This window comes from Ruthenibacterium lactatiformans, assembly GCF_000949455.1.
Taxonomy (GTDB): Bacteria; Bacillota; Clostridia; order Oscillospirales; family Ruminococcaceae; genus Ruthenibacterium; species Ruthenibacterium lactatiformans.
This window is the reverse complement of sequence record NZ_JXXK01000039.1, coordinates 1-13,376: the sequence shown is the minus strand read 5'-3', so window position 1 is coordinate 13,376 and position 13,376 is coordinate 1. Positions and strand designations below refer to the sequence as shown.

General features: G+C 53.0%; 15 protein-coding genes, 1 tRNA gene and 1 pseudogene. 15 read left to right on the top strand and 2 right to left on the bottom strand.

The genetic code is table 11. The annotated features are described in order from the left end of the window. Positions 1–9: 9 nt before the first annotated feature. From TQ39_RS17450 to TQ39_RS22025, 9 genes are all read left to right on the top strand, one after another. The gene (locus tag TQ39_RS17450) at positions 10–2,073 is read left to right on the top strand and encodes a BppU family phage baseplate upper protein (RefSeq protein WP_050006481.1); all 2,064 of its coding nucleotides are present in this window, start codon (positions 10–12) and stop codon (positions 2,071–2,073) included. A gap of 11 nt (positions 2,074–2,084) precedes the next feature. Next, the gene (locus TQ39_RS17445) at positions 2,085–2,426 is read left to right on the top strand and encodes a hypothetical protein (protein WP_050006480.1); all 342 of its coding nucleotides are present in this window, start codon (positions 2,085–2,087) and stop codon (positions 2,424–2,426) included. 3 nt (positions 2,427–2,429) lie between these two features. Beyond that, the gene (locus TQ39_RS20545) at positions 2,430–2,552 is read left to right on the top strand and encodes an XkdX family protein (RefSeq protein WP_082052341.1); all 123 of its coding nucleotides are present in this window, start codon (positions 2,430–2,432) and stop codon (positions 2,550–2,552) included. A gap of 3 nt (positions 2,553–2,555) precedes the next feature. Then, complete coding sequence (locus TQ39_RS17440) at positions 2,556–3,488, top strand: M23 family metallopeptidase (RefSeq protein ID WP_050006479.1); 933 nt, start codon at positions 2,556–2,558, stop codon at positions 3,486–3,488. Between the two features lie 4 nt (positions 3,489–3,492). After that, a complete protein-coding gene (locus TQ39_RS17435; RefSeq protein WP_050006478.1) occupies positions 3,493–3,750 on the top strand; it encodes a hypothetical protein in 258 nt (85 codons plus the stop codon). A gap of 2 nt (positions 3,751–3,752) precedes the next feature. Further along, on the top strand, positions 3,753–4,028 hold the full coding sequence (locus tag TQ39_RS17430) for a phage holin family protein (RefSeq protein ID WP_050006477.1): 276 nt from the start codon (positions 3,753–3,755) through the stop codon (positions 4,026–4,028). A 182-nt stretch (positions 4,029–4,210) separates the two neighbouring features. Next, positions 4,211–4,513, top strand: coding sequence for a hypothetical protein (locus tag TQ39_RS17425; protein WP_050006476.1), 303 nt, complete (start codon positions 4,211–4,213; stop codon positions 4,511–4,513). 27 nt (positions 4,514–4,540) lie between these two features. Further along, the gene (locus TQ39_RS17420; RefSeq protein WP_050006475.1) at positions 4,541–4,834 is read left to right on the top strand and encodes a hypothetical protein; all 294 of its coding nucleotides are present in this window, start codon (positions 4,541–4,543) and stop codon (positions 4,832–4,834) included. A 6-nt stretch (positions 4,835–4,840) separates the two neighbouring features. Next, entirely contained in the window at positions 4,841–5,011 is a 171-nt protein-coding gene (locus tag TQ39_RS22025; RefSeq protein WP_082052346.1) for a helix-turn-helix transcriptional regulator, read from the top strand. A 109-nt stretch (positions 5,012–5,120) separates the two neighbouring features. On the opposite strand, the gene TQ39_RS17415 is transcribed toward TQ39_RS22025, so the two are convergent. Next, a tRNA-Gly gene (locus tag TQ39_RS17415) sits at positions 5,121–5,194 on the bottom strand. A 201-nt stretch (positions 5,195–5,395) separates the two neighbouring features. Between TQ39_RS17415 and TQ39_RS17410 the strand changes: the two genes are divergently transcribed. The 5 genes and pseudogenes from TQ39_RS17410 (at position 5,396) to TQ39_RS17385 (ending at position 11,701) form a co-directional block, all read left to right on the top strand. Continuing rightward, the gene (locus TQ39_RS17410) at positions 5,396–6,283 is read left to right on the top strand and encodes a DegV family protein (RefSeq protein WP_009325566.1); all 888 of its coding nucleotides are present in this window, start codon (positions 5,396–5,398) and stop codon (positions 6,281–6,283) included. Between the two features lie 165 nt (positions 6,284–6,448). Continuing rightward, positions 6,449–7,450: a 3-dehydro-L-gulonate 2-dehydrogenase gene (gene yiaK, locus TQ39_RS17405; protein ID WP_050006474.1), complete on the top strand. Its 1,002-nt coding sequence runs from the start codon at positions 6,449–6,451 to the stop codon at positions 7,448–7,450. Between the two features lie 13 nt (positions 7,451–7,463). Beyond that, positions 7,464–8,114, top strand: a complete 651-nt coding sequence (locus tag TQ39_RS17400; protein ID WP_040910263.1) for an HAD family hydrolase — start codon at positions 7,464–7,466, stop codon at positions 8,112–8,114. A gap of 302 nt (positions 8,115–8,416) precedes the next feature. Continuing rightward, a pseudogene (locus TQ39_RS21775) lies at positions 8,417–10,570 on the top strand (glycoside hydrolase family 9 protein). 324 nt (positions 10,571–10,894) lie between these two features. Further along, positions 10,895–11,701, top strand: coding sequence for an alpha/beta hydrolase (locus TQ39_RS17385; protein ID WP_050006504.1), 807 nt, complete (start codon positions 10,895–10,897; stop codon positions 11,699–11,701). A gap of 105 nt (positions 11,702–11,806) precedes the next feature. Here the strand turns inward: TQ39_RS17385 and TQ39_RS17380 are convergent, their stop codons facing one another. Next, positions 11,807–12,568, bottom strand: a complete 762-nt coding sequence (locus tag TQ39_RS17380) for a DUF975 family protein (protein ID WP_009325572.1) — start codon at positions 12,566–12,568, stop codon at positions 11,807–11,809. A gap of 159 nt (positions 12,569–12,727) precedes the next feature. On the opposite strand from TQ39_RS17380, the gene TQ39_RS17375 reads away from it, so the two are divergent. After that, positions 12,728–13,309: a CDP-alcohol phosphatidyltransferase family protein gene (locus TQ39_RS17375; protein ID WP_009325573.1), complete on the top strand. Its 582-nt coding sequence runs from the start codon at positions 12,728–12,730 to the stop codon at positions 13,307–13,309. Positions 13,310–13,376 lie beyond the last annotated feature (67 nt).

Here is a 13,376-nt window from a genome sequence, read left to right as displayed (position 1 = left end):
GGAGGCAACATGCAAGTAACAAAAAACATAACGCTTGATTTAATTGAAACGGGTAGTCCGGTCATTATAAAGGCAAAACAAAACGACCGAAATACACGGTATATCGCGGCGCATCTATACGTTGGGAGATTAGACTATCAGGTGCCAAGCGGAACAGAGATTGCTTTCCGATATAAAAAACCAGACGGCACAGCGGGCTTTTATGACGCGCTGCCGGACAACTCTCCTGCCATTACTGTATCTGGCAATACGGTTACGGTCGAACTTGTGGAACAGGTATTGACCGTGTCAGGCTGCGTCCATTGCGAAATCAACATGTATAATGCTGCATCAGAAAAACTTACAACATTTACGTTTGAAATTTCTGTAGAGGAAAGCGTCCTGACTGACGCAAAAATCATATCCAGCGATTATTACAACGTACTTACAGCGGAAATTGCAAAAGCGCTGCAAGCCGTAACTGATGCAACAGAACAAGCCGAGAACGCCGCACAAAGCGCACAGGACGCCGCAGATAGCGCCGCAATGTCCAAAGACTGGGCTGCCGGTCAACCCGTTACATACAGCGGCACCCCCGTCTCCATCGCCTACGCGGGGGCGCAGCGTATCGCGTCCATCACTGCCTATGGCGAGACCCCGCAGGGCGGGACGACGGAGGCTCCTGTGCTGCTCACGGGTATATCGTCTATCACGGTAAATGATGATGTTACCGAGCTGCCGATCCCGCGCCCGCTGCGGCGTGTGGGAGATGTCAAGGATAAGTGCGTCACGCGGCAGGACTACGAAAGCGCTGAAAAGCTCGTTGTGACGTACAATGTGGGCTTTGTGGAGCTGGATGGGGCGGAGAATTGGATAAAGCATACCACTATTGATAATGCGTTTTATATTGACGGCTTGATAGGCGGTACTGTCATAGATAATACCCAATCTAATTTTGCATTATGTAGCGCGGCGCAGCAAATAAGATATAATGCCGTTATGATCATCGCGAATGGACAGTTTGCAATTGGCACGACATCGAATGTGCTCAGAACGGTATTTTGCAATACGGCATGCGAAAGTTTAGATGATTGGAAATCCTACCTCACCGCCCAAAAAGAAGCTGGCACACCCGTACAAGTAGCCTACCAGCTCGCTACTCCCGAAACCTACGCCACCGACCCCATCGACTTCGACAACGCAGCCGGTCCGCTCACCGTCATGACGGGCGGGGAGGTCGAGGTGCGGATGACGGAGCTGGTTGGGACGCGCAGCGACGTGTCGAATAACACCGTAGCATTCACCGAAACGGCACAGGACGCGGATATTTCCAGCGGGGAAAAGCTGTCCGTTCTGTTTGGAAAGATCAAGAAGCGGTTTTCGGCGATGCTGGCCGCGATTGCAGACCGGTACACAAAAGCTGAGGCGGAGGCACGGTTTATGCCGAACCCAAATCTGCTAGACAACAGCGATTTTGTACGGCGCGTGAATCAGCGCGGCGTGTCCGGCACAATTACCACGGCGGGATATTTCATTGATCGCTGGAAACTGGTATCAGGCTCGGTAACGCTTTCGGCTGATGGGCTGCAGCTCGCTGCCGGGACTGTGATTGCGCAAATTCTGGAATATGCGGCAGGCACGGACGTAATAGCGAGCCTTGGAATCACGTCTGGCACGGCTTCGGCGGCTTACGACAACGCAACCAAGACGTACACCATCACGGCGACAACGGCGTGCACCCTTATATGGGCAAAGCTGGAAAAAGGCAACATCGCCACGCCTTATGTGCCGAAGGGCTACGGCGCGGAGCTTGCGGAATGTATGCGATATTTTGAAATTGCGAAAATGGGTTTCACTTATTCGCAGCTCCCATCTAATTATCTTTGCACGACGAGCTTTAAAGTGCAGAAAAGAACTATCCCCACCGTAACAGTGGTTGCCGGAAGCATTAAAAACTTGTATGAATCTTTAATTGATACCTCAGTTACTGCTGTCAGCACAACGCGCGATTCGATAGTTAGCGTCGCGTTATCTCAAACTGTATTAAATAATCAAGCCATTACATTGACTGCCGTATTATCGGCGGATTTATAGGAGGAACCAATATGGACGAACAATATACCGTCTACGTTAAGACGGACGCGGCGGGCTGCATCACTGCCATCAACAGCAGCGCGTTTGTAGACGGCACAGGCTGGACAGCCATCGACAAAGGCGCTGGCGACCGATTCCACCACGCGCAAGGGAACTATTTCCCGCTACCATTGTTCGGGCCGGATGGCTGCGCGAACTACAAGCTGGCAAACGGTACGCCCGCCCTACGCACAGAGGCGGAGAAGGCGGCAGAGATCGCCGCGCGGCCCGCGCCGGAGCCGACACAGCTTGACCGTGTGGAGGCGCAGATTGCGTACACGGCCATGATAACGGACACGATGCTGGAGGTGTAACCAATGTTTGAGAGTATTAAAAAATGGTATGCCATGGGCCTGTGGAGCGCCGCGCAGGTGCGGCAGGCCGTCATCAAAGGAGTTATCACGGAGGCACAGTACAAAGAAATTACCGGGGAGGCATGACACATGGCGATTTTTAAGGGCCGCGTGCGGGTGCGGTACGGGTACGGCCGGTGGGGCTATACCCGGAACAACGGCAAGGGCTGGCATGGCGGCAGCGACGAGGAGGGGCTGGACAGCACCACCATCCGGATGCCCGATTACAAGGGCAAAAGCATTTCCGGGCGGGTCGTTACGGCCCGCAAGGTGGACAGGTCCACGGGCAGCAAAACGTGGGAATGGGGCTGGTACGTGTGCGTGGAGCTGGACGCGGGCCAGACGCCGGACGCGGTGAACTACCTGTATTTCTGCCACAACGCGCGGAATCTGGTATCCGTGGGCCAGCGGGTGAAAAGCGGCGACGCGCTGGCGGTGATGGGCAGCACGGGCAACGCGGCGCTGGCAAGCCCGCCCTTTGCACACTGCCATTTCGAGGTGCGGGCCACAGCCGCCGGGGCGGGGCTTGACCCAACCGCATACACCGGGCACCCCAACGCCGTGGGCACATATGGTACAGCAATCAACGGGATGGAGGACGACAATATGAAGTTTCTGAAAGTGACGAGCGGCAAATGTGAGGTGTTCACCGCGCCCGATGTGAATGCGGTGGACAAGCACTATAACGGCGGAAAGCTGACCGAGGGCGTGTGCTACCCGGTGCAGGCCGAGGTGGGCAGCTCCGGCGGGTACAGCTGGGTTCGCATCTTCGTGGCGGGAGTGCAGCGTTACGCCGTGGTGCTGGCCGACCGCTGCCAGCTTGTGACGCTCTCCCCGGGCGACGCGTTCGCGGCCTGCGTGGCGCAAGGAGGCTCGGGCGACGGCGCAGAGGAGTTTAAAGCTCAGGTCGAACAGCTCACAAAGGAGCGTGACACGGCCACACAGCGTGCGCAGAGAGCCGAGCGGCAGGCGGGGGTATACCTGCAGCGTATTGAATCGGCCAAAACTGCGTTGGGGGTGTAAGGCGATGGAGAACATCATCGTCGCGCTTATCACGGGCGTGCTGTCCCTGGTTGGCGTAGTAATTACCAATACGGCGGCCGCCCGGCGCACAGAGAACAAAATCACCACAGCGCAGGCCGTGACGGACACAAAGCTGGAAGAACTGACGCGGGAGGTGCGGGAGCACAATGGCTTTGCCCGCAAGATGCCCGTGCTGGAGGAACAGATCAAGGTCGCAAATCACCGCATCAGCGACCTGGAAAAATGGATGGAGGGTAAATAATTATGGATATTTCTGTATTTGGGCTGGGCACCGTCGCAGCCATCACCGTGCTGTGCTATCTCGCCGGTACGGGCGTGAAAACCACGCCGCTGGACAACAAGTACATACCGGTCATCTGCGGAGGCACGGGCCTCGTGCTGGGCGTCGTAGCCCTGTATGCGGGCATGCCGGAGTTCCCGGCAACGGACCCCATCACGGCGGCGGCTGTCGGCGTGGTGTCCGGACTTGCGGCCACGGGCATTAATCAGGCTGTGAAGCAGTTGGGGAAAACGGAATAGTATATGACGAAAGGGGCTATCCGCTTGGGTAGCCCCTTGTTTTTTTTGAATATTTTATAACGAACTTGTTATAAAATGCACATGAAAATGATTTGATGTTCGTGCAACTTGCCAATTGAAAATATAACAAACTTGTCATATAATATAAACATAGACAAGGGAAACAAACGGAGGAATCAGAAATGAAAAAGTTCAATCTTAGCCAGATCATGAAAGACGCTTGGAGCTTTTACCACGCGGGCGGACGCACGTTTTCTGAAAGCCTGAAAACTGCGTGGGCTTGCGCTAAGGCGCTTGCCCACAAGATTGTTGTAAAAAGCTGGTTCTTGAATAAAGAGTTCACGAGCGGCGAGCGCTATGCGATCAGCGTTTCAGACGATGCTAAGGTTGAGCGCGAAACAGAAAAAGCAATCCTTGCTAAGTGGTTCAGCGAGTTCGGCACAGTTAAACATTGGGTCCCGAAGTCCTGCTGTGAGAGCTTCTAATTTTTAAGCAAAAAAGGAGAATGAATTATGAACAGAAACACAATACTTGAAGACCTGTTTTTGAAAAACACTGGCCTCGTCGTAGACGGCGCAGCTGTATGGGAAGAAATCGAACAGGCTGCAGCTGAGTGTCAAGAAGATGGAGAACAATGGGTTGTTGGTCAAGATGATAAGAGCGGAAAATGGAAATACTACATCGATCTGAATCGTTCTTATGACGAAGAGTTTGATTCATGGAGCACCGATGTTGAGCTTCTTGAAATTTGCGTTGAGCGCCCAAATCGCGATACAGCACAGTTCAAAATCCCGAGGTTTTCGTAATGGAAAATTAAAGAAGTTCGTAAAAAAGCAGGCCTAACACAAGTTGAACTTGCTGAAAAAATAGGGTGTTCTCAAGTATGCGTAGCAAGATGGGAGAATGGAATAAATGACCCATCTTTAAAAATGGCGAAAGCCTTAGCTGAGGCTTTGAAATGTAAAATTGACGACATTTTATAATCCAATTAAAAACAAAACCCCTCGGTAGAAAATACCGGGGGATTTCTGTTTACAACAAGAAAGAAATGACTAATTTTCCGTTAATAATTTCAGCTTGTTGTTGATATGATGGAGCAGATGATGGGAATCGAACCCACACGACCAGCTTGGAAGGCTGGAGTTCTACCACTAAACTACATCTGCAGGATAATTGTTTATTTAAACCAGCTTATATATTATAAGCGGTTTTTCAGATGTTTTGTCAAGAGGGGATTTGTTCGTAAAATCGCATCTTTTTGTTTGAATTGCATTTTGTGGGAAATAATGGTATAGTAATAAAGAAAAGTATCCGCAGGCACACCCGGTGAGGGTGCATGGCGGAGGCGCTGGAAAGGGAGGGGTTTTATGAACGATTTTGTCTTGAGTTGCTGTTCCACCGCAGATCTTACGGCAGAGCACTTTGCGGCACGAGATATCCATTATATCTGTTTTCACTATTCCCTAAATGGGAAACAGTACGCCGACGACTTGGGCAAGTCCATGCCGTTCGATCAGTTTTACCAAGCGATGGCAGACGGAGCCGAGACGCAGACGTCCCAGGTAAACGTAGAGGAATTTACTGCTTATTTCACGCCGTTTTTGGAACAGGGAAAAGATATTCTGCATGTCACGCTTTCCTCGGGTATCTCGGGCGTATACAATTCCGCCTGTGTGGCGCGGGAAGAACTTCTGCAAAAATACCCGGATCGGAAAATCTATATTGTAGATTCTCTGGGCGCTTCGTCAGGTTACGGCCTGCTGATGGACCGTCTGGCAGACTTAAGAGATAAAGGTGAAGATGTAGATTCTGTATATGAATGGGCGCTGGCCAACCGTCTGCGTCTGCACCACTGGTTTTTTTCGACAGATCTCACGTTCTATGTGAAAGGCGGGCGTATTTCGAAGGCGTCCGGATGGTTCGGTACGGTGCTCAATATCTGTCCGCTGCTGAATATGGATGACCAGGGCCGTTTGATTCCGCGTTCCAAGATACGTGGAAAGAAAGCCGTTATCAAAGAGATCGTTGCCCGGATGGAACAGTTTGCCGACGGCGGGACGAATTACAATGGAAAGTGCTATATTTCTAATTCCGCCTGTTATGAGGACGCCCGCGCAGTGGCCGACCTGGTGGAACAGAAGTTCCCCAAGCTGAACGGTAAAGTGGAAATCAATCACGTGGGTACTACCATCGGCAGCCATACCGGCCCCGGCACGGTGGCCCTGTTCTTTTGGGGCTCCGAGCGCAAGGAATAAAACGGGGCGGCTGCCGGCCAAATCGTAAAAGAGAGCCCGCACTGCGTCTCTTTCGAGGCGGGCGCGGGCTCTGTTTTGTGATTGGCCGGTTTGGCACCGCTGCAGAAACGTCATGTGCAAAGTAGTACCAGCCCATTGTGAGCCGGCTGGTAAAGGGGGATACGTATGAGAGTCGCTTATGAGGAAATGGCGCGGGAATTTGCCCGTGTGCTTGAGAAAAAGGGCTTTGCGGCGCAGGACGCGGCGGATGCGGCGGATATTTTTGCTCAAAACAGCCTTGCGGGCGTATATTCACATGGGTTAAACCGTTTCCCTCGCATCGTCCGTTATTTGGACAAAGGGGAGATAGATCCCCGCGCCCGCGCGACCTGTGAACTGCGTGCCGGCGTGCTGGAACGCTGGGACGGCCATAGAGGCTTTGGCCCGCTGAACGCCCGGCGTGCGATGGAACGCGCCTGTGTGCTGGCAAAAGAGAACGGCGTCGGTCTGGTGGCGCTGGGAAACAACAACCACTGGCTGCGCGGCGGTACTTATGGCTGGCTGGCAGCAGACAGAGGCTTCATCGGCATCTGCTGGTCCAACACAATGCCCAATATGCCCGCATGGGGAGGGAAAGACCGCAGGATCGGAAACAACCCGTTCGTTTTGGCGGTGCCTCGCTCCAACGGCGAGCATGTTGTGCTGGACTGCGCGGTATCCCGGTTTTCTTACGGAAAGATCGAGGACTGTCGGCTGCGGGACGTGCAGCTGCCCGTGCCGGGCGGTTACGATACAAAAGGGGAGCTGACGCGCGACCCGGCTGAGATTGAAAAGACGGGGCGCGTACTGCCCATGGGATATTGGAAGGGCAGCGGACTTTCCATCGTGCTGGACCTCATCGCCACGGTACTCTCGGCAGGCAATTCGGTGCAGAAGATCGGAACATTCGGTGATGAAGTGGGTCTGACACAGGTCATGATCGCCATCGATCCCCAAAAATTCAATACGGCACAGCAGACGGACGCCATCGTGGACGCGATTCTGGCAGATGTGAAGGCCTCTGAGCCGGTTGAGGAAGGCGGACAGACAGTTTATCCCGGCGAGCTTTCGCTGCGGAACATCCGGGAAAACAGATGCAAGGGAATCCCTGTGATCCGGGAGATATGGGAAGCGGTACAAAAGATGTGAAAGGCGGGAAGCTGTGATACGCGGAGTTTTATTTGATATGGACGGATTGATGTTCGACACGGAGCGCATCGGCCATCGGGGTTGGAAGTATGGAGCTCAGGTGCTGGGGCTGGAACTGCCCGACGAGGTGATCGCGGCGGGCCGCGGCATGAGTGTGGCTGACAGCCGTGCGATGTATCTGGAACGCTTGGGCCCGGAGGTGGACTATGATGCATTGCGTGCACTGCGTGTGGCGTACGCAGATGAGGCCATCGCGCGGGATGGGTTGCCGGTGAAGCCCGGCCTGCGGCAGCTTCTGGAGCATTTGCGGGCTGTGGGCATCCCTGCGGCTTTGGCAACGGCCACTGTGCGGGAAAAGGCGCTGCTCTATTTAAAAATGGCAGGCGTAGACGGCTTTTTTGAAGCTGCGGTGTGCGGCGACGAGGTGGCACATGCAAAACCGGCACCGGATATCTTTTTGGCGGCAGCAAAGGCACTGGGCGTACCCGCAGAGGAGTGCCTGGTGCTGGAGGACAGCCCCAACGGACTGCGGGCGGCAAGGGCTGCGGGCTGTAAGGCTGTCGTTGTGCCTGATATCACTCCCATCCCGCCGGAAAGCGAAGGGCTGTGGGCGGCCCGCGCGGCGACGCTTGCGGATGTGATCCCTCTTTTGGAATGCCTGTAAGGCATGCGGCAGCGATAGCCTGAAAACAACAGAATTTTGATTTTTAAATATTTAAAGACGGTGCGGCGGTTGCAGCACCGTCTTTTTGTTCTGCAATATGGATCGTGTCCGCTTACGGCTGAAGAAAAATCATACTATATTAAAAACCGATGAATGATATAATGTACAGTGAAAAATGAATTCGTGTAAGAATTCGTGGTATTTGCATAGATCTTGCCTGGAAACAAGCGTATAGGAATGTATAAGGCGTGTAGCTCCGTGTGGACGGCAAAGCCTTATTGAATGTGATAGGAGGAGCAAAAATGCTTGGACAGATGAAAAGACAATTGGAGAACAGCCGCTGCTTCAGGCAGGGAATGGAGAAAGATCTGGAAGAGTGTGCGGAGGCACGATGGCTGGCAAAGCCTGTATTAGACTCCCGCGCTCTGCAGCTGGATTCGGATAATGTGAGGCTGCAAGGCCCCGGAGTTATGAGCTTTGAAAAAAAGCATACCATTTCCGGCAAAGGCAGCATAAGGCTGGATGTGCCTACGGATGGTTGCCGCAGACATCCCAGCAACCGCGCATTTTCGGTCACGACCATGATGCGCCTGCTTCCTGGCGAAAATTTGGAGAGGTTTAACCGTATTTCGCTTTGGATCTATGTCGATTCACCGGCGATTGCGAATAACTTCATGGAGCTTTCTATACATAATCAGGGAAAGCATATCATGCCGCTCCCGGGGCGGTTTGAAGGCACGCATACATTGGGAATCCCACACGGAGAGTGGCAGCATATCGTTTGGGAGTTCCCTTATGTCTATCGCGATTTTGTCACAGGTATTTCTCTGGCAATCCATGCACACCGCACTCCGGTGCCTGCGCCGCAGGGCATAACGGTCTATGTGGATAATATGTGTCTGGAGCAGGTGGAAGCAGATCATTATAAAGGGTTTGACCTGCGTGCGGGTGCAATTGCTTATTGCCACAGCGGCTACCGTCCGGAAGCGGTCAAACAGGCTTACGCGCAATCCGGTTCAGGGATGTTTTATCTGCGAAACAGCAGCGGCGAAGTGACGTTCCAAGGCAATTGTGTCCCTCAGGCGAATGGACTCCGGCAAATGGACTTTTCCCCGGTGAAAGCGGAAGGGTGGTATACTCTTGAAGTGGATGGAAAGAAGAGCCGTCCTTTCCGTATCGGAAGGGACGCCTATATCCCGGCCGCATGGAAAACACTGAACTTTTTCTTTTCAGAACGTTGTGGCTTTGACGTACCCGGAATCCATACAGAGTGCCACATGGATGTTATGAGCGTCCATCCGGACGGGAGGCGGCTCCCGGTCTGTGGGGGGTGGCATGACGCGGGCGATTTGACGCAGGCGGCCATCAATACGGCCGAATCGGTTTTCGCCATGCTGGAATTGGCAATCGCCGAGAGGGAGGCCCAACCGGAACTGTCGCAGCGTGCCAAAGAAGAAGCCCGCTGGGGATTGAACTGGCTGATGCGCACCCGCTGGGGCGATGGATAGCGACACAACGGAACAGTCATCGGCTTTTGGAGCGACAACATTCAGGGGACCTTGGATGATATCAATGCCGATTCCGGCAACCGCCCTTTCGATAACTTTATGATTGCGGGCGTGTGCGCCAAAGCAATCGCCCTTTTCCGGGATGAAGATCCGAGATTCGCAGATTGGTGCGCCCGCTGTGCCAAAGAGGATTTTTCATTTGCTCTGGCCGCAATGCATCAGTCTCAGGACAACGAGTCGGCAGGGGCGCGCTATACGCAGCTTCAGATGAACGCTCAAGCTGCAATCTCAGCTATGGAGTTATATGAAGCGTTTGGAGAAACTGAATACCTTTCCCGTGGCGTTTCCTTTGCAAGAATTCTGATGGCATGTCAGGCATCCGCGGTAGACCCCAGTTTTTCTATCCCATTAAGAGGCTATTTCTATGAGAATGAAACGCATGAGCGAATCCAGACCTATTATCATCGTTCTTACGAGCATGCGCCGATCAAAGCATTCGCTATGCTGTATCGCTTGGCTCCAGAGCATGAGGACGCAGCCCGCTGGAAAAACTCTTTGGAACTTTATCGGGAATATGTAGCGCTCACTTCACGCATGGTCCCTTACGGGTTGCTGCCCAACGGTATATATGAACTGGACAATACGGATTTTTCGACGATAACGCATGAAGGAGCCCGTGCCGCCGGAGCGCCGAGTCTTGAAGAATACAATGCTCAGGTGAGAAACGGCATCCGGCTGAACGACCGCTTTTATCTGCGTATTTTTCCCGTTGCTTATCAGTTCCGCGGGTTCCATGCTACGCTGATGGGCAGAGCCCTTGCAGCTATGGAGCTGGCGCGTGCGTTAAACGACAGAGAAATCAAGCAGGTCGCGGTTCGTCAGATGGAATGGATTCTCGGCTGCAATCCCTTTGCTGTCAGCAGTATGTATAGGGTTCGAGACCTTTGAAAACGAAGATCAACCGTTCTATCCGATGCAAAACAATGCGACATATAAGGAGGTTGGGGTACACACAACCTGCCGCATGATGTGGTTGATCGCCATGCTGTAACTGCGGGATGCCATTTGGGGTGGAAAAGGGCGCTGGACCGTGTTGCCATGGGATGTTGCGTGGCTGCTATGCCTCCTAAAGCTTTTCTTCCAGTGCAGCATGATAAAAGTGTCCGTGCCAAGAAAACGACCTCTTTTTTGTTCATTCTCCACATTGATAATTTTTTCATAATCCCGTATGCTGAAAGCAGCAGGGTTCCCAACGAAACGGAGGAGAGAAAAATGGCGGAAAATATGGTTTTGTCGTTTGATGGGACGAAACTGTTTGTAAACAAGGAAGTGGATATGGACTGCCGCGCTGTGTGCGTGATCGTGCACGGCCTGTGCGAGCATCAGGGACGTTACGATTACCTGGCGGAAAAGATGCATGAAATGGGATTCGGCACCTACCGCTTCGACCATCGCGGCCATGGCCGCTCAGAGGGTGAACGCACTTATTACGACGATTTCAATCAGCTTTTGGACGACGTAAACGTTGTGGTCGATATGGCTGTCAGCGAAAATTCGGCGTTGCCGGTATTTCTGTTGGGGCACAGTATGGGCGGGTTTGCCGTGGCGCTGTACGGCGCAAAATACCCGAACAAAAATCTGCGCGGTATCATCACCAGCGGCGCGCTCACCCAGGACAATGCGGGGCTGATTTCCGGCGTGCCCAAAGGACTGGAGCCGCACCAGAAGCTGCCGAATGAGTTGGGGACGGGAGTATGCTCTGTTCCGGAGGTCGTGGATTGGTACGGCAAGGATCCGTACAATACTCAAACATTTACCACAGGCCTATGCTATGCCATCTGTGACGGTGTGGCGTGGTTCAAAACCGCAGTGAAGGATTTCACCTATCCGGTTCTGATGCTGCACGGCGAAAAGGATGGATTGGTGAGCGTGCAGGACACCTATGATTTTTTTGCGGCCGCGTCTTCGACGGACAGGCAGATGAAGATATACGGCGGACTGTATCATGAGATATTCAACGAATATTGCCGCGACGAGGTCATTTCAGATACATTGCGCTGGATGCGCCGCCGCCTGTAACGGGTGAAGGCAAAACGGCGGTACGGAACAGAAATGCAAAGAAGGGACGGCCCGCAGGCCGTCCCTTTTTGTCTTGCAGAGCATATGAAAGACGAAGAAGTGCTGTCAGTATCGCATAAAATCACTCAGCTCGGAAGCGTCCGTCATACCGGTGGCAAACGCTTTTGCGCGCAGCGCCGCATACAGTTCGGCAAACGTGGCTTCAATGTAAGGATTCACGAAGAACACCCCAATACCACAGGCAAGCGCTCCCAGAAAAAGCCAACCGAAGAACGAGAGCTCCAGAATGAAAATATTGAACTTCTCGCCATCTGTCATCTGGCGGCTGAGCTCCAGCGCACGCTGGTAGGTCATGTAAGGATTTTCCGCCATCAGGTAATCCACCATGCGGTATTGGTATGCCTTATAGATGCCGGGGATCACAAACAGCAGGCTCCACAGGAAAATAAACAGATTTTTCATAAACATCACTTTCACCACGTTGCGGTAAGCTGGGTCGCCGAACGCGGAGAACAGCGACGAGAACGGAGCGTTGCCCACCCGGCTCTCCATAAAATAGCGGCACTTGCCGACTGTCACAGGATTGCTTACAAACACGGAAAAGAGAACGCCAACCACCATTGCAATGAGCACGAAGCCAAATGCGGCGGCGGCCACAGCGCCGAAATAGGGCAGTACGGCGCGGTCATATCCGTATTGATAGTTGTAATGATCAGAACCTGTGGTATAATTAAATGTCAGTGTGGGGCCTATGTTGGAAGAGCCCCCTGCGAGCAGGGAAGCCACGAAGGCGACGAGCAGCGCCATCCAATAGTTATTGCGCAGCACCTGCTTGGCGTTCATTTTTAAAAGATCACGCGTCCACATGAAACAAAACCTCCTCAAATCTTTTGGGATACACCCCCATTATAGGGCTTTACCGGCGCTGCGTCAAACCATGAAGAAAAATATTGCACAGGCTCGTAATTTATATATGCAGCCGCGGCTTGTGCACTGAAAGCAATCTCTTGTGAAGGAGCATCCAACATGAAAAAACCGACCTTGCGGGAGATGTTCACTATCCCGAACATCCTCAGCTATTTCCGCATTCTGCTGATCCCTTTGTTTGTGTATCTGTACTTCAAAGCGGAAACGCCCCCCGAGTTTTTTCGGGCGGCTGTGGTACTGGGGATATCCGGCTTCACAGACTTGTTCGATGGTAAAATCGCGCGGCGTTTCAACCAGATTACGGAGTTGGGCATTTTGCTGGACCCTGTGGCGGACAAGCTGACAGAGGGCGCTGTGGTGCTCTGCCTGATGACACGGTATCGCTGGGTCGCTGCGCTTGTAGTGCTGTATGTACTTAAGGAAGGCTTTATGGCTGTGGCGGGGCTGGTGATGCTGCGGCGCGGCAAAAAATTGGACGGCGCAAAATGGTTCGGCAAGGTGTGTACCTTTGTATTCTATCTGGTGACGGTCACGCTCATTCTGTGGGTGAGCATCCCACCGACAGTGGCGGATATACTCATTGCCGTCTGCGGCGCGGTCATGGCTTTTACGCTTGCGATGTATATTCCGGTTTTCGTGAAGATGAACCGGGAGGCGAAGGCGGACGCGGGAGAAAAGTAAATATTCCGACGGCGGATATTCAAAAAGCCAGGCATTCCTTATAAGGAATGCCTGGCTTTTGCACACG